Here is a 25,879-nt window from a genome sequence, read left to right as displayed (position 1 = left end):
GCCACCGCTCAGCCCAGCGCCAGCTTCCGCAGGCCGTCCGCGTGCTCGGCGCCGCTCTCCGCGGTGAGTTCCTCCAGCGTCTGCGGGGTGCGGACGGTCGCGAAGGCGTGGGTGCCGTCGGGGGCCGGCGCGTAGCCGTAGACGCCGGGGCGGGGCAGCGAGTTGTAGGCGAAGTGGGTGGAGAAGTAGTACGCGCCGGTGTCCAGGAGGGCGACGTGGTCGCCGGCCTCCAGACGGGGCAGCGGCCGGTTCTCGGCGACCAGGTCGCCGGCGAAGCAGCACGGTCCGGCGATGTCCTGCGGCACCGGCGCCCCGGTCTTCGGCCGCCCCGCCGCGTCGTACGCCGCCACCCGGATCGGCCAGGACGCGGGCGCGAAGACCGTGCGGGTGGCGACCTGCGCCCCGGCGTGGGTCAGCGCGATCGACCGGCCGCCGGCCCACTTGGCGTACTCGACGCGGGCCAGCACCATGCCGTGCTTGGCCAGCAGCGACCGCCCGAATTCGGTGACCAGGCCGTAGCGCCCGGAGAACAGGCCGGGGACGGCCGAGCGGAGCAGCGCGGCGTACTCCCGGTAGGTCGGGGTGACGGCGTCCGAGGAGAAGTTGACGGGCAGGCCCCCGCCGATGTCGAGGGTGGTGATCCGGGGGGAGCCGGCCTGCTCGTTGATCTCCTCGGCGAGGTCGTAGAGCGCCCGGACGCCCTCCGCCATCCGCTCCAGCGGCATGCCCTGGGAACCGACGTGGGCGTGCAGCCGGGTCAGCCACGGGCGATCCAGGCAGGCCCGGACCACCCAGTCGCGGGCGCCCGGATCGCGCAGTGGGACGCCGAACTTGGAGGTGTCGGTGGCGGTGCTCATCGCGCCGATGGCGCCGCCGCCGATCTGCGGGTTGACCCGGAGCCCTATCGGCGCGGCGGACGGAGCCGAGGCCATCATCCGGTCGATGCGGGAGAGTTCCTCGTGGTTGTCGACGTTGACCGCGATGCCGAGGGCCAGCGCCTCACGGAGTTCGGGGAGGGTCTTGGCGGGGGAGTCCAGGACGGTGTGCCGGGCCGGGACGCCGGCGGCCCGGGCCAGCGCCAGCTCGCCGGGGCTGGCCACCTCGCAGCCGATCCCTTCCTGGGCCAGCAGCCGCAGTACGGGCACCAGCGAGGCGGCCTTCACCGCGAAGGCGTGCAGCACCTGGGTGCCGGGGGCGGTGAACTCCGCGAACGCGGAACGGAGTTCGGCCGCCGAGCGGCGGATGCCCGCGACGTCGAGCAGCCCGGCCACGGGCTGACCGGGGCCGATCAGGCCCTGGGTGATGGCTGCCTGAACGGCACGGTCTCGGTCCGTGAAGGTCATGACGCAACTTCATCATCCGACGGGTGCCCGGCGCCACGATCGGAGGGGGAGGTCGGAGCCCTTCCGGTGGCCATGTTGTGGTGATCTTGTGTGCCGTCGGTGGGCTGCCGGGCGTGACGTTACGCAGTGCGTCGCCGTGCGCTGTGCGTTCGCCGCTCGTCCGCTGCTCGCGCGTCGTGCGCACCGGTCTTCGACGCCGGCCGCGGGGCCCGCAACGGCCCGCCCCCGCCGCGCCCGCGGTGGGGTCCCGGAGGCGCGGCGGGGGTGGGGCCGCGGAGGGCGGCGGGCCCGGGCTCAGGCCGCGGGCGCGCCGCCCAGCTGGGCCTTGGACTGACGGGCGGTCAGTCGGGAGCCGGACTCGCGGCGGGCGGCCCGGCGCAGCAGCGGCACCGCCAACAGGAAGCCCAGGACGGCCCAGGCGGCCAGGACCGCGGCGACGGTGGGCAGCTGCCAGGAGCCGGCGGGCTCGGCGGCGCGGGCGGCGTCCGGCAGCAGGGACGCGCGCAGGCCCTGCGCCATCCACCGCAGCGGGAAGACCGAGGCGATGTTCTGCACCACGGTCGGCAGCGTGGTGAGCGGGAACATCGCACCCGACGTGACCAGCAGGGCCATCGCGGGCAGCATGATCAACGCCAGTGCCTCCCGCGGATTGGGCAGCACCGCCCCGATCGCGGCGCCCAACGGGACGACGGCGAGCAGGCCGAGGCCGGTGACCCACAACAGCGTCAGCCAACCGCCCGGGCCGTGCGGCAGCGGCCCGTCGACCAGCGCCGCGGCGGCGCCCAGCAGGACCACCAGGGTGGCCAGCGCCATGCCCACGACCAGCAACGCCTTGGCGACGAGGTAGGCCGGTATGCCGCCGGGGGTGGCCCGCAACCGCAGCAGGGTGCCCTCCTCGCGCTCGGTCACCAGCATCTGCGGGAGGTTGATCACGCCGATCTGGAACAGCAGGTACGCGGCGAACCCGGAGAGGGTCAACTGCGCCATCGGGATCCGGGTGCCGGGCACGTCGTCGCTGATGAAGGTGGCGAGCACCAGGGCCACCACGACGTTGCTCAGATAGCCGCTCATCTCCTTGCGGTCGCGCAGGAGGTGGCGCAGCTCGATGCCGCCGCGCCGCACCCCCGCCCGCAGGGCGCGCAGCCGCCGGAGTCGGGCTTCGCCCCGCCCGGCCGCCCCGTCGCCGGTCCCCGCGCCGTGGCTGCTCCCCACGCCGTCCCCGCTCCCCGCGCCGCGGGCCGGCGCCGTCGGGCCGGTGTCCGTCGTCGCCGTCATGTCCGTCCCCCTCATGTCCGTTCCCCTCATGCCGCTGCCTCCCCCGTGTCGGCGCCGGCCGGGAAGCCGGTGCGGTGTGCGCCGTCGTCGGTGCCATCGGTGCCATCGGTGTCGGCGGTGTCCGTGGCCTGCCGGTGCACCATGTGCAGGTAGGTGTCCTCCAGCGTCGGGCGGCGCACCTCCAGGTCCGCGATCGGACCGGCCGTCTCCTGGTGCAGCTCCCACACCAGGCCGGACGGGTCCGAGGTGCGCTCGTGGCGCGGCCGGCCGTCGGGCGCCGTCCAGCGGACCTCGGCCTGTGCGGCGGCCCGCCGGCCCAGCTCCGTCGGTGTGCCGCAGGCCCGGATCCGGCCGTCGACCAGCATGGCTATGCGGTCGGCCAACCGCTCGGCCTCGGCCAGGTCGTGGGTGGTCAGCAGGATCGTGACGCCCTCGGTGCGGGCCAGGCGCTCGATCAGGTCGTGGAAGTCCCGGCGCGCCTCGGGGTCGAAGCCGGTGGTCGGCTCGTCCAGGAAGAGCAACTCGGGCCGGCCGATGATGCCGAGCGCGACATCGACGCGGCGGCGCTGCCCGCCGGAGAGCCGGTCGACGCGCTGCCGCGCCTGGTGGGTGAGGCCGACCAGGTCGAGCAGCTCGGCAGGGTCGCGCGGATCCGGGTAGTACGTCGCGAAGTGCGTCAGCAACTCGGCGACCTGCCAGCGGCGGTGGTCGCGCCAGGACTGCAGGACCAGCCCGATCCGGCCGCGCCAGGCGTCGTCGGCGCGGGCCGGGTCGGTCCCGAGGACGCGCACCTCGCCGGCGGACCGCTGCCGGAACCCCTCCAGGATCTCGACCGTGGTGGTCTTCCCGGCGCCGTTGGGCCCGAGCAGGGCGAAGATCTCGCCGCGTCGGATCTCCAGGTCGACGCCCCGGAGCACGTCGGTGCTGCCGTAACGCATCCGCAGGTCGTGGGCCTCGACGACCGGTGCGGCGCCGGCCGCCGCGGTGGGTGCGGTGGTGGGTGCGGTGGTGGGTGCGGGTGTGGTGGTCATCGTGGTGGCCTCCGGGCGTGCGGTCGTGGTCATCGGCCCGCCTCCGCGTGCTGGTGGGGCGCCGGTCGGACCGGAGCGGAGCCCGCGCCCTCGACGATGGCGCGGAGCGCGGCGACGTGTCCCTCGAAGGCGGTGCGGCCCCGGGCCGTCAGGCGCACCTTGGTGCGGCGCTTGCGGCCGCCGCCCTCCTTCTGGATCTCCAGGTATCCCGCTTCCTCCAGCGTGTGCAGCTGTTTGGAGAGCGCGGAGTCGCTGAGCGAGAGGCTGTCGCGGATGAACGGGAAGTCGGCCCATTCCGTGGCGGCCAGCAGGGCCACCACGGACAGCCGGGTGGACGGATGGATCAGTTCGTCGAAGCCCGAGGGCGTGCTCAACGGTCTGCCTCCTCCTCATGGACGGTGGTCGGGGAGCGGTCGCCGAGCGCGCGGCTCCGCAGCGGGCTGATCGCCCAGCGGTTGGCGGGGCCGACGAAGAGCAGGAAGGCGCCGGCGGAGACGGTGGCCTGGATCAGGCTGCCGTAGGGCAGTGCCAGCTGTTCGGTCAGGAAGCCGGTGAGGAGGATCGTGCCGCCGCTGACGGCCGCGCCCGCGAGGAAGGTGGCGAAGCTGCGCCAGGTGTACCGCGAGCGGTGCAGCCGCACGCGGGTCCGGCGGCTGTAGACGACCGCCAGGACGACCAGCGCGCCGACGTAGAGGGCGAGCATCAAGAAGGAGCCCCAGGGTGGGAGCTTGAGCCCGTAACCGGCGAGGAAGAGCCACATCAGCGCGGCGGTCACGTACGTCGACCGCCGGTCGCCGTGTGCGCAGCGCTCCACCTCGTCGTACACCCGCTCCTGCGGGACCCGGATGCGCTGGAGGTCCTTCCAGGCCTGCTCGGCATCGACTGGTGGCGTCATGTCCTTCGCCTCCCCGTAGACGTGTCGGACGGTCCGTGTCGCACGGACGGTGCGGGGGCCGCCGGTGGCGCCCCCGTCCAACTTTCCCACTAGGAAAGCTAACACTTGACTTTCCCGCTGGGCAAGTCGAAATGGCGGGATGGGGAAAGCTCTCGCCGCGCCCTGTTGACTAGCGGTATTCAGTGGCTCCAGACTGTGAATAGGTCAATCCATTCACAGTCAGGGAGGCACGGCCCATGTCGGGACCGCGACCCGTGCGGGCACCGCGCGGTACGGAGCTGAGCGCACGGGGATGGCAGCAGGAAGCCGCGCTGCGCATGCTGCAGAACAACCTCGACCCGGAGGTGGCCGAACACCCGGACCAGCTCGTGGTCTACGGCGGCACCGGCAAGGCCGCCCGCGACTGGCGCTCCTTCGACGCCATGGTGCGCACCCTGACCACGCTCAAGCAGGACGAGACGATGCTCGTCCAGTCCGGCAAGCCGGTCGGCGTGATGCAGACGCACGAGTGGGCGCCGCGGGTGCTGATCGCCAACTCCAACCTCGTCGGCGACTGGGCCAACTGGGAGGAGTTCCGCCGCCTGGAGGCCCTCGGCCTCACCATGTACGGCCAGATGACGGCCGGTTCGTGGATCTACATCGGCACCCAGGGCATCCTCCAGGGCACCTACGAGACCTTCGCCGCGGTCGCGGCGAAGAAGTTCGGCGGGACGCTGGCCGGCACCATCACCCTCACCGCCGGCCTCGGCGGCATGGGCGGCGCCCAGCCGCTCGCCGTCACCATGAACGACGGCGTCGCGATCTGCATCGACTGCGACCCGCGCGCCATCGAGCGCCGCATCGAGCACCGCTACCTGGACGTGAAGGCGGACAGCCTCCAGCACGCCCTCCAGCTCGCCGTCGAGGCCCGCGACCAGCGCAAGCCGCTCTCCATCGGCCTGCTCGGCAACGCCGCGGAACTCCTCCCGCAGATGCTCGCCGAGGGCGCCCCGATCGACATCGTCACCGACCAGACCAGCGCCCACGACCCGCTCGCCTACCTGCCCGTCGGCGTCGACTTCGCCGACATGGCGGCCTACGCGGCCGAGAAGCCCGCCGACTTCACCCAGCGCGCCCGCGAGTCGATGGCCCGGCACGTCGAGGCCATGGTCGGCTTCATGGACGCCGGCGCCGAGGTCTTCGACTACGGCAACTCCATCCGCGGCGAGGCCCAGCTCGCCGGATACCAGCGGGCGTTCGCCTTCCCCGGCTTCGTCCCCGCCTACATCCGGCCGCTCTTCGCCGAGGGCAAGGGCCCGTTCCGCTGGGCGGCGCTCTCCGGCGACCCGGCCGACATCGCCGCCACCGACCGCGCCATCCTCGACCTCTTCCCCGAGAACGAGTCGCTGGCCCGCTGGATCAAGCTGGCGGGGGAGCGGGTCCACTTCCAGGGCCTGCCCGCCCGGATCTGCTGGCTCGGCTACGGCGAGCGCGACAAGGCCGGCGAGCGGTTCAACGAGATGGTCGCCGACGGCACCCTGAAGGCCCCGCTGGCCATCGGCCGCGACCACCTCGACTGCGGTTCCGTCGCCTCCCCGTACCGCGAGACCGAGGCCATGAAGGACGGCTCGGACGCGATCGCCGACTGGCCGCTGCTCAACGCCATGGTCAACGTCGCCTCCGGCGCCTCCTGGGTCTCCCTGCACCACGGCGGCGGCGTCGGTATGGGCCGCTCGATCCACGCCGGACAGGTCACGGTCGCCGACGGCACCCCGCTGGCCGGCGAGAAGATCCGCCGGGTGCTCACCAACGACCCGGGCATGGGCGTCATCCGCCACGTCGACGCCGGCTACGAGCGCGCCGACGAGGTGGCCGCCGAGCGGGGCGTCCGCATCCCGATGCGCGAGGGCGAGGGCGCGTGAGCCCGTCGTTCCACGAGATGTGGGAGGAGTTGCGGCCGCTCGGGCGCGACTCCTCCTCCGGGGGCTACCGCCGCTTCGCCTGGACCGGCGCGGACACCGACTGCCGCGCGTGGTTCCGGGCCCAGGCCGAGACCCGCGGACTCGCCTACGAACTCGACCGCAACGGCAACCAGTGGGCCTGGCTCGGCGCCACCACCTACCGCGACGTGGCCCCCGGCGAGGCCGTCGTCACCGGCTCGCACCTGGACTCCGTCCCGGACGGCGGCGCCTTCGACGGCCCGCTGGGCGTGGTGTCCTCCTTCGCCGCCCTCGACGAACTCCGCCGGCGGGGAACGGAGTTCGGCAGGCCGCTGGCGATCGTCAACTTCGGCGACGAGGAGGGCGCCCGCTTCGGGCTGGCCTGCGTCGGCTCCCGACTGTCCGCCGGCGTCCTGACCACCGAGGCCGCGCACCGGCTGCGGGACGGCGACGGCGTCACCCTGCCGCAGGCCATGGAGCGCGCCGGCCACGACCCCGAGGCGATCGGCCCCGACCCGGAGCGGCTCGCCGCCATCGGGGCGTTCGTCGAACTCCACGTCGAGCAGGGCCGCGCCCTCGACCTGTCCGGCGACCCGGTCGGCATCGCCTCCGCCATCTGGCCGCACGGCCGCTGGCGGTTCGACTTCCGCGGCGAGGCCAACCACGCCGGCACCACCCGCCTCCAGGACCGCCGCGACCCGATGCTCTCCTACGCCGCGACCGTGCTCGCCGCCCGCGAGCAGGCCCGGCTGACCGGCGCCCTGGCCACCTTCGGGAAGATCAGCGTCGAGCCGAACGGCGTCAACGCCATCCCCTCGCTGGTCCGCGGCTGGCTGGACGCCCGCGCCGCCGGCCAGGACACCCTGGACGCCGTGATCACCGGCATCGAGCGGGCCGCCGCCGACCGGGCCGCCCACGACGGCGTCGACCTCGACGTCGTCCGCGAGTCCTTCACCCCCGTCGTGGAGTTCCAGCACGCCCTGCGGGACGAACTGGGCACCCTCCTCGGCAAACAGGGCGAACGGCCGGTACCGGTCCTGGGCACCGGCGCCGGACACGACGCGGGTATTTTGTCCGCAACCGTCCCGACGGCCATGTTGTTCGTCCGCAATCCGACCGGCGTCTCGCACTCGCCGGCCGAGGCGGCCACCGAGGACGACTGCGTCGCCGGGGTCACCGCACTCGCCGACGTACTGGAGGGGCTGGCGTGCCGCTGACGCCGCAGGCAACACCGATGACGTACTGGCTGGAACACGCCTGGCTCGGCTCGCACGTCGCCTCGGGCGTGACCGTGGAGACGGCGGACGGGCGGATCACGGCCGTCCGCACCGACGCCCCGGCACCCCCGCCGGGCGCCGAGGCGCTCCACGGCCTGACCCTCCCGGGCCTCGCCAACGCCCACAGCCACGCCTTCCACCGCGCCCTGCGCGGCTCCGTCCAGGTCGGCAGCGGCACCTTCTGGACCTGGCGCGAAGTGATGTACGGCGTCGCCGACCGGCTCACCCCGGACAGCTACTACGCGCTCGCCCGCGCCGCCTACGCCGAGATGGCGCTCGCCGGCATCACCTGCGTCGGCGAATTCCACTACCTGCACCACGCGCCCGGCGGCACCCGCTACGCCGACCCCAACGCGATGGGGCAGGCCCTGATCGCGGCCGCCGCCGACGCCGGCATCCGGATCACCCTGCTCGACACCGCCTACCTCTCCGCCGGCTTCGGCGACCCGCCCAACCAGCACCAACTGCGCTTCTCCGACGGCACCGCGGACGCCTGGGCGGAGCGCGCCGACGCCCTCAAGGGCGCCGAGCACGCCCGGATCGGCGCCGCCGTGCACTCCGTACGGGCCGTCCCCGCCGGGGAGCTGGCAGCCATCGCCGACTGGGCGCGGCGGCAGCAGGCACCGCTGCACGTCCACCTCTCCGAGCAGACCGCGGAGAACGACGCCTGCCGCGCGGCCCACGGCCGCACCCCCACCCAACTGCTCGCCGACCACGGGGTGCTGGGCCCGCGCACCACCGCCGTGCACGCCACCCACCTCACCGACGAGGACATCGCGCTGCTCGGCGGCAGCACCACCGGCGTGTGCATGTGCCCGACCACCGAACGGGACCTCGCCGACGGCATCGGCCCGGCCGTGGCGCTCCAGGAACAGGGCAGCCCGCTCTCCCTCGGCAGCGACAGCCACGCCGTCATCGACCTGCTCGAAGAGGCCCGCGCCATGGAACTCAACGAGCGGCTGCGCACCCGCACCCGGGGGCACTGGACCGCCGCCGCCCTGCTGCGCGCCGCCACCGCCGACGGGCACGCCGCCCTGGGCTGGGACGACGCCGGCACCCTCGCACCGGGGGCGCTCGCCGACCTCACCACGATCCGGCTGGACTCCGTACGCACCGCCGGACCGGTACCGCGACTGGGCGCCGAGACGGCCGTATTCGCCGCCACCGCGGCGGACGTGCGCCACACGGTCGTGGGTGGTCGACAGATCGTCCGCGACGGGACGCACACGCGCGTGCCCGACGTGCCAGCCGCCCTCGCCGACGCCATCGCCGCCGTGCGCGGCTGACCCCTGACCACCCGACGCCCGGGCCCCGCCGCCCGCGGACGAAGGAGAACACCCCCGCGATGACGACGACCTCCCCGCCGACCACCGCCATCACCCACATCGCCCAGCTCGTCACCAACGACCCCTCCCTCGGCGAAGGCCCCCTCGGTCTGATCCAGGACGCCGCGGTCGTCATCGACGGCGACCGCATCGCCTGGGTCGGTCCCTCCAGCAAAGCACCGGCCACTGACAACGCCGTCGACGCGGCCGGCCGGGCGGGCCTGCCCGGCTTCGTCGACTCCCACTCCCACCTGGTCTTCGCCGGCGACCGCACGGCCGAGTTCAACGCCCGGATGTCCGGCCGCCCCTACTCCGCCGGCGGCATCCGCACCACCGTCGCCGCCACCCGCGCCGCCAGCGACGACGCACTGCACGCCAACGTCGCCCGCTACCTCGCCGAGGGCCTGCGCCAGGGCACCACCACCCAGGAGACCAAGTCCGGTTACGGCCTGACCGTCGAGGACGAGGCCCGCGCGCTGCGCATCGCCGCCGCCCACACCGACGAGGTCACCTTCCTCGGCGCACACATCGTCTCGCCCGACTACGCCGACGACCCGGCCGGCTACGTCGACCTGGTCACCGGACCGATGCTGGACGCCTGCGCCCCGCACGCCCGTTGGGTCGACGTCTTCTGCGAGCGGGGCGCCTTCGACGCCGACCAGGCGCGCGCCATCCTCACCGCCGGCAAGGCCAAGGGCCTGGTGCCCCGGGTGCACGCCAACCAGCTCGGCCACGGCCCCGGCGTGCAGCTCGCCGTCGAGGTCGGCGCCGCCTCCGCCGACCACTGCACCCACCTCACCTACGCCGACATCGACGCGCTGGCCCAGTCGGACACCGTCGCCACGCTCCTGCCGGGCGCCGAGTTCTCCACCCGCGCCCAGTGGCCCGACGCCCGTCCGCTGCTCGACGCCGGCGCCACCGTCGCGCTCTCCACCGACTGCAACCCCGGCTCGTCCTTCACCAGCTCGATGCCGTTCTGCATCGCCCTGGCCGTGCGCGACATGGGGATGACGCCGGACGAGGCGGTGTGGTCGGCGACCGCGGGCGGCGCCCGGGCACTGCGCCGCGACGACGTCGGCCGGATCGGCCCCGGCGCCCGCGCCGACCTGGTCCTGCTGGACGCCCCGTCCCACGTCCACCTCGCCTACCGGCCGGGCGTGCCGCTGGTCACCGACGTCTGGCACCGCGGCGTGCGCCTCTGACGCCGCCGCGACGCCGTCGGCGGGCGCGGGGACGCCCCGGACGCACAGGGGGCCCGTCCCGGACGATTCCGGGGCGGGCCCTCGTGTGCACGGGCGTCAGCCGGCCGTGCGGGGCCGGCGCCGACCGCGAGGTCACTCCTCGATCATCAGGCCCTTGCGGAGCCGGACGAGGGTGCGGGAGAGCAGCCGGGAGACGTGCATCTGCGAGATGCCCAGCTCGTCGCCGATCTCGGACTGCGTCAGGTTGGCGACGAACCGCAGGGAGAGGATCTTCCGGTCCCGGGGCGGGAGTTCGGCGATCAGCGGCTTCAACGACTCGACGTATTCGATGCCTTCGAGGCCGTGGTCCTCGTAACCGATCCGGTCCGCCAGCGCGCCTTCGCTGTCGTCCTCCTCGGGCTGGGCGTCCAGCGAGCTCGCGGTGTACGCGTTGCTCGCGGCCATCCCTTCGACGACCTCGTCCTTGGTGATGCCGAGGCGTTCGGCGAGTTCGCCGACCGTGGGCGACCGGTCCAGCTTCTGCGCCAGTTCGTCGCCCGCCTTCGCCAGGTCCAGGCGGAGTTCCTGCAGACGTCGCGGAACCCGCACGGACCAGCTGGTGTCGCGGAAGAAACGCTTGATCTCGCCGACGATGGTCGGCATCGCGAACGTCGGGAATTCCACGCCGCGGCTGAGCTCGAAACGGTCGATGGCCTTGATCAGACCGATCGTGCCGACCTGGACGATGTCCTCCATCGGTTCACTGCGGGAACGGAACCGAGAGGCCGCGAACTTCACCAGGGCGAGGTTCAGCTCGACCAGGGTGTTGCGGACGTACGCGTATTCGTGCGTGCCTTCTTCCAGCGTTTCCAGCCGCCCGAAGAGCGTTTTCGACAGCGCCCTGGCATCCACCGGACCCACTTCGTCGAACGGCGGGATCTCGGGCAGGTCGTCGAGCTCGGGCACGCGCGCTGGGTCGATTGCCGCGGCATGCTTTTGGGAAGGAATGCGTCCGGTCGCATCGGACCGGGGTGTCGACGAAGCGGTTCGCTGCTCGTCCTCGATACGCAATTCGTCGAGCCGGGGTGACATGTGTCTCCTCCATCGTTCTCGGCATATGGCTGCCGAAGCCTCTGCATGAAGCTGCGGTGTGCGGCGCCTCCAAAGCCGGCCGTTTCGAATGTGTCCTTCTACGCCTACCTGGGTTCGCTGGAAGAAGGCAAGTGCGTGTTGTCCGCAATCTTGCGCTATGCCCCTTCTACGGCTACCGGTGAACGTCAGGAAGGCGTAGGGTTCGACCCGCGCAGTCATAGCAATGTCGTCACCACAACAGTCGTTTAGGCAGCAAGAGGGGTGCGCTCGGATGGACCGCGGGACGGTCGGCAGTGCAAGCCGTGGCCGGCTTCACGTCGAGATCCGCCATCACGGCGCCAGCGCGGTGGTGACGGTCGCCGGTGAGCTGGATCACCACACCGCGGATCTGTTGCGGGAATCGCTGGAAGGCTGCATCGACGAGGGATACGCACGCCTCGTGGTGGACTGCTCACCCCTGGAATTCATGGACTCCACCGGGCTGAACGTCCTGCTCGGCGCCCGGCTGAAAGCCGAGGCCGCGGGGGGCGGCGTCCATCTGGCCGGGATGCAACCGGTGGTGGCCCGGGTCTTCGAGATCACCGGCGCGGAGGCGGTTTTCACCGTGCACGACTCGCTCGAAGCGGCCCTGGCCGACTGACCGGACGCGAAGCCCGGACGGCTCCGTTCCGGGCACGTAGTCGGCGTCACAACTTCCGTTCCCAAGAAGTGGGTGTTCTCACGGTCCGGTCGGGCAGGAGACACCTGAATCCGTTGAATCAGTCAGGTATCTGTTGTCCGTGAACAGGCGAATCGGTGAGGTGAAGCGCTGATGAGCACCACCCGGCCGTACCCGCCGGGCGATCTCGGCCCGGAGCCGGGCGGCGCCGGCGCTTCCGCTGCCGTCCCCACAGGTCAGATCCGTCGGCTGCGCCTGGCCGGCACCCGGGGCGCGGTGGCCCGGGCCCGCGACTTCGCCCGGGAGGCGCTGAACGACTGGGGCTGGCTGCCGGCCGCCACCGCCGACCAGCGGGCCGCGGCCGAGGACGTGCTCCTCGTCGTCTCCGAGCTGGTCACCAACGCCTGCCTGCACGCCGAGGGGCCCGAGGAACTGCGACTGCGCTGCGCCGCGAAGGTGCTCCGCCTGGAGGTCAGCGACCTGGGCGCGGGCTCCCCGTCGCCGCGCAGCCCGCACCGCCCCGGCCGCCCGGGCGGCCACGGCATGTTCATCGTGCAGCGGCTGTGCCTGGACTGGGGCGTGGTGCGCAACGCCGACGGCGCCGGCAAGACCGTCTGGGCGGAGCTGGCCGCACCCTCCTGAAGGGGCGGCGGACGAACGGAAGGCGAGCGCGGGCCCACGGGCCCGCGCTTCGTCGTGTTCCGGGCCGCAGCCGGGCCGGGGTGCGGCCGGGGCGGGCGCCCGCCCGGTGGACGGATCCGGTCGGTGCCGCGCATCGGGGGTGTGCTGTGCCTTCCCTCAACACCCTCCCGGGCGTACCTTGAGCGCCCAATCTGATGTGCCGTCAGTAACATTCGGCGGCGCGCACCCGGGAGAAGGGGAACTCAAGGTGGCCCGCTTCCACACACAACACGGCAGGCGGCCGCGGCGGGTGGCCGGGCTGGCCGCGGCCGCGGTCGCGGCGGCCGGCTCCGCGGTGCTGTGCACCGCGCCCGTCGCGCACGCCGAGGTCGTCGACGTCAACTACCAGTGCAAGACGCCGATCGGCAACAAGGGGGCGGTCTCGCCCATCGACATCAAGGGGACGCCCAGCGGCGGCTCGTACAAGCTCGTGATGTCGTTCCAGAAGGGCGTCTCCTCCAGCCCCGTCGAACTGGGCAAGGGGGCGATGAGCCCCAGCGCGGTGATCCAGCTGGGCGGCGCGGAGAGCGGCACGGTCGCGGTCAGCGGCCCGCCCAACAGCCAGGCGATACCGGCCAACACACCCATCAAGATCAGCGACTTGAGCGGCACCTACACCCCCAAGGCCAGCGGGAAGGTCACGTTCACGGCCTCCACGCTCACCATCAAGGCGCTGGGCACCACCACCACCTGCACGCCGAGCAACCACCCCAAGCCGGCGCTGACCCTGGACGTGAAGGGCAGCGGCGGTACGGGCGGCAGTAGCGGCGCATCCGGCGGTAGCGGTGGCTCCGCGGCGGCGGGCGGGTCGACCGGCGGCGGCCAACTGCCGCAGACCGGACCGGCGGACTCCGCGATCGCCCTGGGCACCCTCGGCGGCACCGTGCTGCTGGCCGGCGCGGCCGGCGCGCTCTGGCTGACCCGCCGTCACCAACGGGCCTGACCTCCACCGGGAGCCGCCGATGCCGTTCCGACCCCGCACCGCGGCCGCCGGCGCCGTCCTCGCGGCCGCCGTCGTCCTGCCGTGCCCCGCGGTGGCCGCGGCCCGTCCGCCCGCCGCGGCGGCCGGGCCGTCCACCACCGCCGCACCCGGCTGGTCCGCGGCGCCGACCGGGGCCGCCCGCACGTCCTTCTACCTGGAGGGGCCGGCGGGCAGCGCGCTCACCGACCGGCTGGCCGTCCGCAACCCGTCCGACCGGCCGGTGACCGTACGACTGGCCGGCGACGGCGACGGCGACGGCGACGGCGGGAGCGAGGGTCGCGGCGCCGGGGGATGGCTCGCGTTCGGCACGACGGAGGTGACGGTTCCGCCGCGGACGCAGGCGAGCGTGCCGTTCACGGCGGCCGTGCCGCGCACCGCCGCCCCCGGCAGCCACCCGGCCGCACTCACCGTCACCGGTCCCGGCACCCGGATCCGGATCCCCGTCCGGCTGCGGGTGAGCGGGCCGACGCTGTCCGCGCTCACCGTCGAGCACGTCTCGGTGACCCGGCGGGGGAGCGCGGCGGTGATCCGGTACACCCTGGTCAACCGCGGCAACACCGCGCTCCGGCCGCGGGTGGCGGTCCGCGCCGACGGCCTCTTCGGCACGCTGCTGCACCGGCCGGCCCGCCCCCTGCCGGCCGTCCTGCCGCCCGGCGCTCGCACCGACCGGACCGAGACCTGGTCCGATCCGCCCGCCCTGGACGCGGTGGACGTCACGCTCACCGTGACCGCGGCGGACGGGGCGCAGGACACCGGCACCGTCGGGTACACCGCCGTCCCCTGGGGCACGGCCGCCGCGCCCGCGCTCCTCCTGGCGGCCGGTGGGGGCGCCTGGGCCCTCCGCCGGCGCCGCGGACGTACCGGACGCGCGGCGCCGACCGGCGACGGCGGGGCCGGCCCCGGACCCGACGACGGGGGTGGGCCCCCGTCCCACCGGCCCGGTGCCCGGGCGACGGCCGGCGCACGACCGGCGAACGGCACCGGGATGCCCGGGGCGGCCGGTACGACCACGACGGGCACGACGAGCTCCACCACGACGGTCGCGAAGACGGGATCAGGGGCGCGCGGGTGAACGGCGAGAACGGCGAGAGCGGCGAGCACGCCGGGAACGGACGCAACGGCGGGGCCCGCGCGGGCCGCCGGCCGGGCGCGCGGCCGAACGGAAGACGGACCGCCGGGCGCCGCGGACGACGGTGCCGGCCGCCCGCCCTGCTCGCCGCCCTCGTCCTGGCCGTGCTCCCGGTCCTGTTGCCCGGCCTGCCGGCCCCGGCCGCGCACGCCGCCGCGGCCGTCGACCAGCCCTCCGCCGCGGTCGCCCAGCCGGAGGCGGGCGTCGGCGGCGACGTCACCGTCACCGGGCGGGGCTGGCGCCCGCACACCCTGCTGATGCTGTTGATCTGCGGCCAGAACATGATCGGCGGTACCAACGCGTGCGCCAACGCCGACGGGCGGACCGTCACCACCGACGACCGGGGCGCCTTCCGCAAGGCCCTGCCGGTCGCCGAACCGCCCAAACCCTGCCCCTGCGTGGTGCACGTGGCGACCGCGACCGGCCCGGCGGCCGCCGCCGACGCCGCGTTCAAGGTCGCCGGACACCCGGTCGCACCGCTGCCGCAGGACGTCAGCACCGGCCGGCTGGCCGTCGTCGCGCAGCCCCGACTGACCGGCAGCAGCGGACTGCTCACCTGGTTCGGCGCCCCGCCGCAGCGCGAACTGACCCTCACCGTCGGCAACTTGGGCTCGGCGCCGGCCAAGGACCCGGTCTTCCAGGTCGGCACCTCGCACGGCGTCTTCGCGCCCCAGTGGGAGGACCAGCAGTGGCGGGGGACCGTCGGTGCCGGGCAGAAGACCGAGGTCAGGCTCCCGGTGGAGCTGGCCGCCGGCGCGCACGGGGACTACCTGGTCTCCCTCAAGTACGGCGGCAAGCTGCTGGTCGAACAGCCGTGGGAGGTCGGCCGGCCGTGGGGCGTGACGCTCTTCTGGGTGCTGCTGTGCCTGGTCGTCCCGACGGCGGTGTTCCGGATCGGGATGGCGGTCGTCGACCGCGTCCGCCCGCCCCGACCGGGCACCACCGTCCGCCCCCGAGGGGCGAGGCACCGCCCGCACCCGCGGCGCACCGGTACGGGCCGGCAGCAGGGCCGGCCGCGGAGCCGGCACCAGGAACGACCCGACACGGGCCCCGGCACCGCACCGGCCGGCACCGCCGCCCTGCCGTGGTTCACCCAGGACACCGCACCGTCCACCACATCAACCGAACGACCCCCGTCGAAAGGTTCCCCGTGATGACGTTGATGAGGCCGACCGGGCCCCCGAGGCCGACCGGACGGCGCACGAGAGCGACCCTGGCCGCGACGGCCGCGCTGGTGCTCGCGGGGGCGGGCGTGGTCACCGCCGCCGGCACCGCGCAGGCGGCCGACGTGGCGTACAAGACCGAGTGCCAGCCGCCGCCGATATCGGGCCTGCCGCCCGTGGAGGGCACCACCAAGGTCGAGGTCACCGCGCCGGCGACCGCCAAGGTCGGCGATGCGGTCGAGGTGGTCTGGACGACGGTCCAGGCCGCCTCGCAGAACCCCGGCATCCTCGACCTGGCCAAGGACACCGTCCAGCCGACCGGCACGATCAAGGTCGCCGGGGCGCAGACCGGCGACCTGGCCGTGCAGGGCCCCCGGCAGAACCCGCCGATCCCGAAGAACAGCCCGATGAAGCTGTCCGTCATGAAGGGCACGCTGAAGCTCACCGCGCCGGGCGAGGTCACGCTGACGCCCGGCGCGTACAACATCAACGTCAACAAGCCGATCTCCACGGACACCAAGTGCACGCCCAAGGAGGCGGTGCAGCCGGCGGTCACCCTCAAGGTGACGGCCGGCGGTGGTACCTCCGGCGGCACGACGGGCAGCGGGGGGACGACCGGCGGCGGCACCACGGCCGGCGGAACCAGCTCCGGCACCACCGGCTCCGGCGGCGCGACCACCGGCGGCGGCACCGGTGGCACCGGCGGTACCAGTGGTTCCGCCGGCTCCTCCGGCGGATCCGGCACCAGCGGCGGTTCGGGCGGTTCGGGCGGCGACCCCGACGGCACCGCGTACAAGGGCAAGGAGGTGGCGGTCCCCTACGCCTGCAAGACGCCCATCGGCGACAAGAAGGCCACCTCGCCGGTCCAGATCGACGGCGTCAAGAAGGGCGGCGGCTACGACCTGACGGTGCACTTCGCCAAGTCCGTCATGGACAGCCCCGCCGACATCCCCAAGGGGTCGGTCAAACCGTCGATGGACGTGAAGGTGGGCGGCGCCGACAAGGGCGCCGTCAAGGTCGAGGGGCCCACCAACGCCCAGCCCATCAAGTCCGGCCAGCCCATCGAGATCCCCGACCTCAAGGGCACCTACAAGCCCGGTGCGAGCGGCAAGGCCACGCTCACCCCGGGCGTCCTCACCGTCAACGCCCTCGGCACCACCACCACCTGCACCCCGGAGAAGGACCCCGGGGTCTCGCTCGCGCTGGACACCGCCGCCCAGCCCGGCGGCACCTCGGGCGGCTCGACCGGCGGGACGTCCAGCGCCGGCGGCACGGCCGGTACGGGCAGCGCGTCCGGCGGCAGCGGCAGCGCCGGTGGCCTCGCCCAGACCGGTGCGGACGACCACGGCGCGCTGACCGCCCTCGGCGTGCTCGCCGGCACCGTGCTCCTGCTCGGCGCCGCGGTCTTCACCTTCGCCCCGCGGCGACTGCGCCGCTGACGGACCGCGCCCGCGGCGCGCCCCTCAGGGCGAGAACCCGCCCCCAGGGTCAAAAAAGGGGGAAGGGCCCGGCACGCACCAGCGCGCCGGGCCCTTCCCCTACCGGGATCCGATCAGTGCACGTCGCCCATGAGCGGCGTGATCTTCTTGCGGTACATGAAGACCGCGAGGCCCGCCAGGACGGCGAGTGCGGCCTCGGTGACCAGCACTCCCACCCCGCTGAGGTCCGCGCCCGAGATGGACACCAGGGAGATGACGCTGTCACCGGCGGTGACGGCGAGGAACCAGACGCCCATCATCTGGCTGGCGTACTTCTGCGGCGCCAGCTTGGTGGTCACGGACAGGCCGACCGGGGACAGGCACAGCTCGCCCATCGTCTGCAGGCCGTAGACCGTGATCAGCCACATCGGGCTGACCTTGGTGCCGTCGGACGACATCGCGATCGGCAGCAGGAAGAAGAAGTACGAGGCGCCGATCAGCACCATCGCCATGGCGAACTTCACCGGGGTGCTGGGCTCGCGGTTGCGGCGGGCCAGCGCCATCCACGCCGAGGCGAAGACCGGGGCCAGGGCCAGCACCCACACGGGGTTGACCGACTGCATCCACGAGGACGGGAAGCCCAGGCCGAAGACCGACTCCGCGGTGTTCTTCTCGGCGAAGACGCTCAGCGTCGAACCGGCCTGGTCGAAGATCATCCAGAAGACCGCGGCGGCGAAGAAGAACCACAGGTAGCCACTGACCTTGGCCTGCTCGGTGCTGCTCAGGTCCTTGTCCCGCTTGATGCGCAGCAGCACGATGCAGGGGACACAGATGCCGATGACGGCCAGCGGGACCAGGGCCCAGTTGAGCGTGAAGTGGCCGGTGCCGACGACGATGCCGTAGAAGACCGCGGCGACGACGGCCCAGATCAGGCCCTTGCGCAGCCAGCCGTTGCGCTCCGCGACGGTCAGCGGGGTGGGCACCTGGCTGCTCTGCGGGTTGAGGTTCCGGGTGCCGATCAGGAACTGGATCAGACCCAGCGCCATGCCGAGCGCCGCGGTGGCGAAGCCCAGGTGCCAGTTGAGGCCCTGGCCGATGCCGCCGACGATGATCGGGGCGGCCATGGACCCGAGGTTGATGCTCATGTAGAAGACGGTGAAACCGCCGTCCCGGCGCGGGTCCTGCGGGCCGTCGTAGAGGTGGCCCACCATCGTGGAGATGTTGGACTTCAGCAGACCGGAGCCGCACGCCACCATCGCCAGGCCGACGAAGAAGGTCTGGCCCGGGATCGCCAGCACGATGTGGCCCGCGATGACCACGCACGAGCCGACGATCACCGTCTTGCGGGGGCCCCAGACGCGGTCGCCGAACCAACCGCCGGGCATGGCGAGCAGGTAGACCAGGGCCATGTAGACGGCGTAGATCGCCGTCGCGGAGGCGGCCGTCATGGCCAGTCCGCCGCCCTGGGAGCCCACCTTGGCGTCCGCCCCGCCGGAGATCAGGTACAGGACGAGCAGGGCACGCATGCCGTAGAAGCTGAAGCGCTCCCACATCTCGGTCATGAAGAGAGTGGCCAGGCCGCGGGGGTGGCCGAAGAAGGTCTTGCCGCCGTTGGCAGGGGTTCCCTGCTGGGCCGCGTCCTTCGTCAGGCTGGACGCCATGGTGGTTCCTTGCTGCTCGGGACGCGTCCGAGGGGTTCGGTATGCGCCCGGGTGGGGGATGACCGGCACCGGCGCCGCCCTGCCCGCCCTCACGTCCGGGAGGTTCGACCCATAAGAGGGGGCCAGCGGGAGGCCGAACACCGGGATCCACGCCCCCGTGCCGCAACAGCGCGGCCGGCGGACCCGGTCGACAGGTCTTTCACTGTGTAAGGGACTGGGGATGCCAGGCCCGCACACAACAAGGACCGATGACGTCAGTTCTGCGCCACGGGTCCTGGGGTTGTGCGTTGAACGTTCCGGACACCATACGTCCGCGCACCGGCCGGTTGGGAGTGGTGAGAGAACGCTCACACTGGCGTGCGGAACCGTCCGCAACCGCCCGTACGACCGCGCCCGCACCCGTGCGCCCGCGGTCACGAGACGTGCGAGCGGGCGTGGAAACCGGCCCGCTGTCGCCCATCCGTGCTGGTCCGCCCCTGCCTGTCGATACATCGGACTACCATCGGCCCATGACCCGTGTACTGCTCGCCGAGGATGACGCGTCCATCTCGGAGCCGCTCGCCCGCGCCCTGCGCCGCGAGGGTTACGACGTCGAGGTGCGTGAGGACGGCCCGACTGCCCTCGACGCCGGTCTCCAGGGCAACATCGACCTCGTGGTCCTGGATCTGGGACTGCCCGGCATGGACGGTCTCGAGGTCTGTCGCCGGCTGCGCAACGAAGGCCATTCCTTCCCCATCCTGGTGCTGACCGCCCGCGCCGACGAGGTGGACACCGTCGTCGGGCTGGACGCCGGCGCCGACGACTACGTCACCAAGCCCTTCCGGCTCGCCGAACTGCTCGCCCGGGTCCGGGCCCTGCTCCGCCGCGGCTCCACCGCCGAGCCCCAGCAGCCGCCGGCCACCCACGGCGTGCGGATCGACGTCGAGTCGCACCGCGCCTGGATGGGCGACGAGGAACTCCAGCTCACGGCGAAGGAGTTCGACCTGCTGCGGGTCCTGGTGCGGGACGCCGGCCGGGTTGTCACCCGTGACCAGCTCATGCGCGAGGTCTGGGACACCACCTGGTGGTCGTCCACCAAGACGCTGGACATGCACATCTCCTGGCTCCGCAAGAAGCTCGGGGACGACGCCGCCAACCCCCGGTACATCGCCACCGTCCGTGGGGTCGGCTTCCGCTTCGAAAAGAGCTAGGGGCCCGTGCGCCGCCGACTGATCAACTCCACGCTCGCCGTGGTGCTCGTCGTCATCGCCGTCTTCGGCGTCTCCCTGGTGATCGTCGAGACCCGCACCATCCAGTCCGGCGCACAGGAGAGCGTGGCCTCCGAGGCGGTCCGGCTGGTCGGGATAGTGGAGAGCCGACTGGGCAGCGGCGAGAAGATCACCCCGCAGATCCTCTCGGAGCAGATCACCGCCCACCGCTACGCCGAGATCACGGTCCCCGGCAAGCCGAAGATCGAGATCGGGCAGCGACCGGTCGGCGACGTGATCGAGTCGGAGGTGCGCGGCGACCGCGGCGAATCGGTCCGGGTCCAGGAGTCCCGCTCCACGGTCAGCGCGGAGATCGGCCGGACCCTGCTGGTGATCCTGGCCGTCGCGCTGCTGGCGATCCTGGCGGCCGTGGTGCTCGCCGTCCGGCAGGCCCGCCGGCTCACCGCCCCCCTCACCGACCTCGCCGAGACCGCCGAGCGGCTCGGCTCCGGCGACCCCCGGCCCCGCCACCGCCGTTACGGCGTCCAGGAACTGGACCGGGTCGCCGACGTGCTGGACGCCAGCGCCGAGCGGATCGCCCGGATGCTCACCGCCGAGCGGCGGCTCGCCGCCGACGCCTCCCACCAGCTGCGCACCCCGCTGACCGCGCTGTCCATGCGGCTGGAGGAGATCACCCTCACCGACGACCCGGACACCGTCAAGGAAGAGGCCACCATCGCACTGGCCCAGGTGGAGCGGCTGACGGACGTGGTGCAGCGGCTGCTGACCAACTCCCGGGACCCGCGCTCCGGCTCGGCGGTCGCCTTCGACCTCGACGAGGTGGTCAAGCAGCAGATCGAGGAGTGGCGCCCGGCCTACCGCAGCGCCGGACGGGCCATCGTCCGCTCCGGCAAGAAGGGCCTGCGGGCCGTCGGCACCCCCGGCGCGGTCGCCCAGGTGCTCGCCACCCTGATCGAGAACTCCCTGATGCACGGCGACGGCACGGTCGCGCTGCGCACCCGCGTCACCGGCAACCAGGCGGTCGTGGAGGTCACCGACGCCGGTCCCGGCGTCCCGCCGGACCTCGGCTCGCGGGTCTTCGAACGGACCGTCTCCGGCCGCAACTCCACCGGCCTGGGGCTCGCCGTCGCCCGTGACCTGGCCGAGGCGGACGGCGGCCGTCTGGAGCTGCTCCAGCAACACCCGCCGGTCTTCGCCCTCTTCCTGGCCCGGGAGGGCGAGCCCACCGAGGAGTGAGCCCCACCGGGTGGTGGGCGGCGGCTACTTCCGGGTGGCGCCGCTCGGCAGCCGGGAGCCGTCCGCCAGGAACGACTCGGCGGTCTCCACCGCCTCCCGGGCGGGCAGCGCCTGGAAGACCCAGGTGCGGTACGACCAGAAGCGGAAGAGCGTGGCGATCCCGATGCCGAGGAACTTGAAGACGTTGCTCTGCAGCGGGCTGTCCCAGTCGAAGCCGTAGGTCGCGGTGTAGAGGATGCCGTTCTCGATGACCAGCCCGACCACGCTGAAGAGCAGGAACAGCGTCAGCTCGCGGGTCCGGCCGCGCTTGTCGCGGTCCCGGTAGGCGAAGTAGCGGTAGCCGACGTAGTTGGTGACCGTGGCCACCACCGTCGCCACGATGCTCGCCCGGACCACCGGCAGCTCGGTCAGGTGCCGGACGAGGTTGAAGACCGCGAAGTTCACCACCACGCCGGCCCCGCCGACGGCACCGAACTTCACGATTTCCCGGGTGAGCGCCTCCAGCCTCGACCGCAGTGCGCTCCGTTCACTCATGGTGATCGTTCAGCTCCCCGTCGTGGGCGGTAGGCGGGCCGGCGACCCGGTAGGCACCCTCATGCTAACCACGGCTCCTGTGCGCCGGTGCGCGGGCGGTCCGTCCCGCGACGGGGCGCACGAATGCGGTCACGGCGGGTGGGGCGCGAGGCCGCTCAGTCGACCGTGATCCGGAAGTTGAGGGCGTGCGCCCCCGGCTCGTCCGCCGCCCCGGTCGCGCACCGCCGGCACCGCAGCAACCGCAGGTCGGTGCGGCCCGGGTGGACGGCCTCGAAGTCCAGTGCGCGCGAGTCCTGGCCCGGGGACGGCCGCCCACCGGCCGCGGCCGCCGGCACGGCCTCCTCGCCGGCGGCCCGCAGAACGGCCGGATCCGGTCGCGGGGCGGCGACGATCCACCGGTAGCCGTCCGCGGGGTCGTCGGGCACCTCGATGGTGAAGCGGTCGCCGGCGGAGACCGCGATCTCGGTGTCGTCGGGGCCGTACACCTCCGGCCCGGACAGTTCGCTGATCACCGTGTAGACGGCGATCAGCAGCGCGGCGACCGCGATGACGGTCACCAGCGCCCGGGAACTCCTCGTTATGTCGCCGCTCTCCATGCGGACTCCCCCCATCACCGGGCCGGGGCGGAACCGCCCCGCCGCCGGTCCGGAACCTCACCGCGGTGGTCGATCTTCCCGATCATCCTCGAACGCCTGCCTCGGACGATCCTCCAACTCGGGGTCGGGTGCACGACTGTCGGCGGCTACCCTGGGGGCGTGACGTTCCCGGTAGTCGGCATGGTCGGCGGCGGTCAGCTCGCCCGTATGACCCACGAGGCGGGTATCCCCCTCGGCATCAAGTTCAAGCTCCTCAGTGACACCCCGCAGGATGCGGCGGCGCAGGTGGTCAGCGAAGTCGTCATCGGCGACTACCGCGATCTGGACACCCTGCGCGCCTTCGCCCGCGGGTGCGACGTGATCACCTTCGATCACGAGCACGTCCCCACCGCGCACTTGCGGGCGTTGGAGGCCGAGGGCATCCCCGTCCGGCCCGGCCCGGACGCGTTGGTGCACGCCCAGGACAAGGGCGTGATGCGGGCCAAACTGGACGCCATCGGGGCGCCCTGCCCGCGCCACCGCATCGTGTCCGACCCGGCCGACGCGGCGCGCTTCGCGGCCGAGATCAGCGGAAGCGGCGCGGACGGCCCCGTCGACGGAGGGTGGCCGGGCGACTTCCCGGTGGTCCTGAAGACCGTCCGCGGCGGCTACGACGGCAAGGGCGTGTGGGTCGTGCGATCCTCCAAGGAGGCGGCGGAGCCCTTCCTCGCCGGCGTGCCCGTCCTGGCGGAGGAGAAGGTCCCCTTCGTCCGCGAACTCGCCGCCAACGTCGTCCGCTCCCCGCACGGCCAGGCCGTCGCCTACCCGGTCGTGGAGTCCGTCCAGGTCGACGGCGTCTGCGACACCGTGATCGCGCCGGCCCCCGACCTCTCCGCCGACCTCTCCGCCCGCGCCCAGCAGCTCGCCCTGCGGATCGCCGACGAACTCGGCGTCGTCGGGCACCTCGCGGTCGAGCTGTTCGAGGTCAGGGACGCCGACGGCGCGCCCGCCGTCCTCGTCAACGAGCTGGCCATGCGCCCGCACAACTCCGGCCACTGGACCCAGGACGGCGCGATCACCTCGCAGTTCGCCAACCACGTCCGGGCCGTCCTCGACCTCCCGCTGGGCGATCCCCGCCCGCGCGCCCCCTGGACGGTGATGGCCAACGTCCTCGGCGGTGACTACCCGGACATGTATGCGGCCTACCTCCATTGCATGGCCCGTGATCCGCAGTTGAAGATTCACATGTACGGCAAGGACGTGAAGCCGGGCCGCAAGGTCGGGCACGTCAACACCTACGGCGACGACCTGGCGGACGTGCGTGAGCGCGCCGCGCACGCCGCCGGCTACCTGCGAGGAACGATCACGGAATGACTGCCCGCCCGTCGCCCGACCGCCACCCCTCGACGAGCGCCGCCCCGCGCGCCACCGACTCCCCCGTCGTCGGCATCGTCATGGGCTCCGACTCCGACTGGCCCGTCATGGAAGCCGCCGCCCAGGCCCTGGAAGAGTTCGAGATCCGCTACGAGGTCGACGTGGTCTCGGCCCACCGCATGCCGCACGAGATGGTTGCGTACGGCGAGCAGGCGGCCGGCCGCGGCCTCAAGGCGATCATCGCCGGCGCCGGGGGAGCCGCCCACCTGCCGGGCATGCTCGCCTCCGTCACCCCCCTGCCGGTCATCGGCGTCCCCGTCCCGCTGAAGTACCTCGACGGCATGGACTCCCTGCTCTCCATCGTCCAGATGCCGGCCGGCGTCCCGGTCGCCACCGTCTCGGTCGGCGGCGCCCGCAACGCCGGACTGCTCGCGGCCCGGATGCTCGCCGCGCACGACCTCGAACTCCTCGCCCGCATGCGGGAGTTCCAGCAGGAACTGAACGAGCAGGCCACCGAGAAGGGCCGCCGGCTGCGCAACAAGGTCGCCGGATCCGCCGGGTTCGGCTTCGGAGGCGGCAAGTGACGGCCGCCCTGGACGCGGCGCGGCAACTCCTCGCCGACTGGCCGGTCGTCGACGGCCACAACGACCTCCCCTGGGCGCTGCGCGAACAGGTCCGCTACGACCTCGACCGGCGCGACGTCGCCACCGACCAGAGTGCCAGCCTGCACACCGACATCCCCCGGCTGCGGGCCGGCGGGGTCGGCGCACAGTTCTGGTCGGTGTACGTACGCTCCGACTACGCCGGCGACCACGCCGTCAGCGCCACCCTGGAACAGATCGACGTCGTACACCAGCTGACCACCCGCTACGCAGCCGACCTACGCCTGGCGACCACCGCCGACGACATGGAGGCGGCCCGCGCCGAGGGCCGGATCGCCTCCCTCATGGGCGCCGAGGGCGGCCATTCGATCAACAACTCGCTGGCCACGCTCCGCGCCTTCCACGCCCTGGGCGTCCGCTACATGACGCTCACCCACAACGACAACAACGACTGGGCGGACTCGGCGACCGACACCCCGCGCCACCACGGCCTCTCGGCCTTCGGCGAAGAGGTCGTCCGCGAGATGAACCGCTGCGGGATGCTCGTCGACCTCTCGCACGTCTCGCCCGACACCATGCGCGACGCGCTCCGGGTCGGCACCGCGCCGGTGATCTTCTCGCACTCCTCCGCCCGTGCGGTCTGCGACCACCCGCGCAACGTCCCCGACGACGTCCTGGCCCAACTGCCCGCCAACGGCGGCGTCGCGATGGCCACCTTCGTCCCCAAGTTCGTGCTGCCCGCGGCGGTCGAATGGACGCTGCGCGCCGACGAGAACATGCGCGCCCACGGCCTGCACCACCTCGACACCACCGAACGGGGCATGGCGGTCCAACGCGCCTTCGAGGCCGCCCACCCGCGCCCGACGGCCACCGCGGCCACCGTCGCCGACCACCTCGACCACATGCGCGAGGTCGCCGGCATCGACCACATCGGCATCGGCGGCGACTTCGACGGCACCGCCTTCACCCCCGCCGACCTCGCCGACGTCGCCGGCTACCCGAACCTCGTCGCCGAACTCCTCGACCGCACGTGGTCACCGTCCGACCTGGCCAAACTGACCTGGCAGAACGCGGTCCGCGTGCTCCGCGACGCGGAGTCCGTCGCCCGCGCGGAGGCGGGGCGACGGGGGCCGTCGAACGTTACGCCCTGACGGGCGTTTCTTCCCACGTTGTCGGTTGCCCCGCCGTGGTTGCTGTTTGCGCCTGCGGCGCGTTGCCGCTGCGCGGGGCTTGTAGGTAGGTGCGGTGTCGGGTTGGCGGGTGGTGGGGTGCCCGGACTGCTGCGCTTTACGTCCGGGCACCCCACCACCCGCCAACCCG

24 protein-coding genes are annotated in these 25,879 nt (G+C 73.1%); 15 read left to right on the top strand and 9 right to left on the bottom strand.

What is annotated here, in order from left to right; genetic code table 11:
* Nucleotides 1-8 precede the first annotated feature (8 nt).
* From ABD385_RS33475 to ABD385_RS33455, 5 genes are all read right to left on the bottom strand, one after another.
* Nucleotides 9-1,343 (bottom strand): type III PLP-dependent enzyme domain-containing protein, encoded by a 1,335-nt coding sequence (locus tag ABD385_RS33475; RefSeq protein ID WP_344583043.1) that lies wholly within the window; start codon nucleotides 1,341-1,343, stop codon nucleotides 9-11.
* 294 nt (nucleotides 1,344-1,637) lie between these two features.
* Nucleotides 1,638-2,618 (bottom strand): ABC transporter permease, encoded by a 981-nt coding sequence (locus tag ABD385_RS33470; RefSeq protein ID WP_344583041.1) that lies wholly within the window; start codon nucleotides 2,616-2,618, stop codon nucleotides 1,638-1,640.
* Between the two features lie 26 nt (nucleotides 2,619-2,644).
* A complete protein-coding gene (locus tag ABD385_RS33465; protein ID WP_425585536.1) occupies nucleotides 2,645-3,682 on the bottom strand; it encodes an ABC transporter ATP-binding protein in 1,038 nt (345 codons plus the stop codon).
* Nucleotides 3,679-4,023, bottom strand: coding sequence for a transcriptional regulator (locus ABD385_RS33460; protein WP_344583039.1), 345 nt, complete (start codon nucleotides 4,021-4,023; stop codon nucleotides 3,679-3,681). The genes ABD385_RS33465 and ABD385_RS33460 overlap by 4 nt, the downstream gene beginning before the upstream one ends.
* Entirely contained in the window at nucleotides 4,020-4,544 is a 525-nt protein-coding gene (locus tag ABD385_RS33455; protein WP_344583037.1) for a hypothetical protein, read from the bottom strand. Before ABD385_RS33455 ends, ABD385_RS33460 begins: the two co-directional genes overlap by 4 nt.
* 236 nt (nucleotides 4,545-4,780) lie before the next feature.
* Here ABD385_RS33455 and hutU point away from each other — a divergent pair, with 236 nt between their 5' ends.
* The 4 genes from hutU to hutI are packed head-to-tail and all read left to right on the top strand — an operon-like array spanning nucleotide 4,781 to nucleotide 10,267.
* On the top strand, nucleotides 4,781-6,445 hold the full coding sequence (hutU, locus tag ABD385_RS33450) for a urocanate hydratase (RefSeq protein WP_344583035.1): 1,665 nt from the start codon (nucleotides 4,781-4,783) through the stop codon (nucleotides 6,443-6,445).
* A gap of 17 nt (nucleotides 6,446-6,462) precedes the next feature.
* Nucleotides 6,463-7,680 carry an allantoate amidohydrolase gene (locus ABD385_RS33445; RefSeq protein ID WP_344583112.1) on the top strand — a complete coding sequence of 406 codons (1,218 nt, stop codon included), beginning with the start codon at nucleotides 6,463-6,465 and terminating at the stop codon, nucleotides 7,678-7,680.
* Nucleotides 7,671-9,026 (top strand): formimidoylglutamate deiminase, encoded by a 1,356-nt coding sequence (locus tag ABD385_RS33440; RefSeq protein ID WP_425585535.1) that lies wholly within the window; start codon nucleotides 7,671-7,673, stop codon nucleotides 9,024-9,026. The genes ABD385_RS33445 and ABD385_RS33440 overlap by 10 nt, the downstream gene beginning before the upstream one ends.
* A 59-nt stretch (nucleotides 9,027-9,085) precedes the next feature.
* Entirely contained in the window at nucleotides 9,086-10,267 is a 1,182-nt protein-coding gene (gene hutI / locus ABD385_RS33435; protein ID WP_344583033.1) for an imidazolonepropionase, read from the top strand.
* A gap of 132 nt (nucleotides 10,268-10,399) precedes the next feature.
* Here hutI and ABD385_RS33430 read toward each other — a convergent pair whose 3' ends face one another.
* Nucleotides 10,400-11,338 (bottom strand): RNA polymerase sigma factor SigF, encoded by a 939-nt coding sequence (locus ABD385_RS33430; RefSeq protein ID WP_344583032.1) that lies wholly within the window; start codon nucleotides 11,336-11,338, stop codon nucleotides 10,400-10,402.
* Between the two features lie 271 nt (nucleotides 11,339-11,609).
* Between ABD385_RS33430 and ABD385_RS33425 the strand changes: the two genes are divergently transcribed.
* The 6 genes from ABD385_RS33425 (at nucleotide 11,610) to ABD385_RS33400 (ending at nucleotide 17,390) form a co-directional block, all read left to right on the top strand.
* Entirely contained in the window at nucleotides 11,610-11,978 is a 369-nt protein-coding gene (locus ABD385_RS33425) for an STAS domain-containing protein (RefSeq protein WP_344583030.1), read from the top strand.
* Nucleotides 11,979-12,149: 171 nt separating this feature from the next.
* Complete coding sequence (locus tag ABD385_RS33420; protein WP_275464386.1) at nucleotides 12,150-12,638, top strand: ATP-binding protein; 489 nt, start codon at nucleotides 12,150-12,152, stop codon at nucleotides 12,636-12,638.
* 247 nt (nucleotides 12,639-12,885) lie between these two features.
* Nucleotides 12,886-13,620: an LPXTG cell wall anchor domain-containing protein gene (locus ABD385_RS33415; RefSeq protein WP_344583029.1), complete on the top strand. Its 735-nt coding sequence runs from the start codon at nucleotides 12,886-12,888 to the stop codon at nucleotides 13,618-13,620.
* Nucleotides 13,621-13,639: 19 nt separating this feature from the next.
* Nucleotides 13,640-14,731 (top strand): COG1470 family protein, encoded by a 1,092-nt coding sequence (locus ABD385_RS33410; protein ID WP_344583028.1) that lies wholly within the window; start codon nucleotides 13,640-13,642, stop codon nucleotides 14,729-14,731.
* A gap of 137 nt (nucleotides 14,732-14,868) precedes the next feature.
* Nucleotides 14,869-15,942: a hypothetical protein gene (locus ABD385_RS33405; RefSeq protein ID WP_425585537.1), complete on the top strand. Its 1,074-nt coding sequence runs from the start codon at nucleotides 14,869-14,871 to the stop codon at nucleotides 15,940-15,942.
* On the top strand, nucleotides 15,942-17,390 hold the full coding sequence (locus ABD385_RS33400) for a hypothetical protein (protein ID WP_344583026.1): 1,449 nt from the start codon (nucleotides 15,942-15,944) through the stop codon (nucleotides 17,388-17,390). Before ABD385_RS33405 ends, ABD385_RS33400 begins: the two co-directional genes overlap by 1 nt.
* 113 nt (nucleotides 17,391-17,503) lie before the next feature.
* On the opposite strand, the gene ABD385_RS33395 is transcribed toward ABD385_RS33400, so the two are convergent.
* A complete protein-coding gene (locus ABD385_RS33395; RefSeq protein ID WP_344583024.1) occupies nucleotides 17,504-19,030 on the bottom strand; it encodes a peptide MFS transporter in 1,527 nt (508 codons plus the stop codon).
* 509 nt (nucleotides 19,031-19,539) lie between these two features.
* Here ABD385_RS33395 and ABD385_RS33390 point away from each other — a divergent pair.
* Together ABD385_RS33390 and ABD385_RS33385 are read left to right on the top strand one after the other, a co-directional pair.
* Entirely contained in the window at nucleotides 19,540-20,220 is a 681-nt protein-coding gene (locus tag ABD385_RS33390) for a response regulator transcription factor (protein ID WP_016575659.1), read from the top strand.
* Nucleotides 20,221-20,226: 6 nt separating this feature from the next.
* Nucleotides 20,227-21,474: an ATP-binding protein gene (locus tag ABD385_RS33385; RefSeq protein ID WP_344583022.1), complete on the top strand. Its 1,248-nt coding sequence runs from the start codon at nucleotides 20,227-20,229 to the stop codon at nucleotides 21,472-21,474.
* A gap of 24 nt (nucleotides 21,475-21,498) precedes the next feature.
* Here ABD385_RS33385 and ABD385_RS33380 read toward each other — a convergent pair whose 3' ends face one another.
* Both ABD385_RS33380 and ABD385_RS33375 read right to left on the bottom strand, forming a co-directional pair.
* Nucleotides 21,499-22,008, bottom strand: a complete 510-nt coding sequence (locus tag ABD385_RS33380; RefSeq protein WP_344583020.1) for a GtrA family protein — start codon at nucleotides 22,006-22,008, stop codon at nucleotides 21,499-21,501.
* Between the two features lie 155 nt (nucleotides 22,009-22,163).
* Entirely contained in the window at nucleotides 22,164-22,604 is a 441-nt protein-coding gene (locus tag ABD385_RS33375; protein WP_344583019.1) for a protease inhibitor I42 family protein, read from the bottom strand.
* 159 nt (nucleotides 22,605-22,763) lie between these two features.
* Between ABD385_RS33375 and ABD385_RS33370 the strand changes: the two genes are divergently transcribed.
* The 3 genes from ABD385_RS33370 to ABD385_RS33360 are packed head-to-tail and all read left to right on the top strand — an operon-like array spanning nucleotide 22,764 to nucleotide 25,710.
* Nucleotides 22,764-23,957: a 5-(carboxyamino)imidazole ribonucleotide synthase gene (locus tag ABD385_RS33370; RefSeq protein WP_344583017.1), complete on the top strand. Its 1,194-nt coding sequence runs from the start codon at nucleotides 22,764-22,766 to the stop codon at nucleotides 23,955-23,957.
* Nucleotides 23,954-24,541, top strand: a complete 588-nt coding sequence (gene purE / locus ABD385_RS33365) for a 5-(carboxyamino)imidazole ribonucleotide mutase (RefSeq protein WP_344583016.1) — start codon at nucleotides 23,954-23,956, stop codon at nucleotides 24,539-24,541. Before ABD385_RS33370 ends, purE begins: the two co-directional genes overlap by 4 nt.
* A complete protein-coding gene (locus tag ABD385_RS33360; RefSeq protein ID WP_344583014.1) occupies nucleotides 24,538-25,710 on the top strand; it encodes a dipeptidase in 1,173 nt (390 codons plus the stop codon). Before purE ends, ABD385_RS33360 begins: the two co-directional genes overlap by 4 nt.
* Nucleotides 25,711-25,879 lie beyond the last annotated feature (169 nt).

Source organism: Streptomyces lunalinharesii (assembly GCF_039532155.1).
Taxonomy (GTDB): domain Bacteria; phylum Actinomycetota; class Actinomycetes; order Streptomycetales; family Streptomycetaceae; genus Streptomyces; species Streptomyces lunalinharesii.
This window is presented reverse-complemented; position numbering and strand designations above follow the sequence as displayed.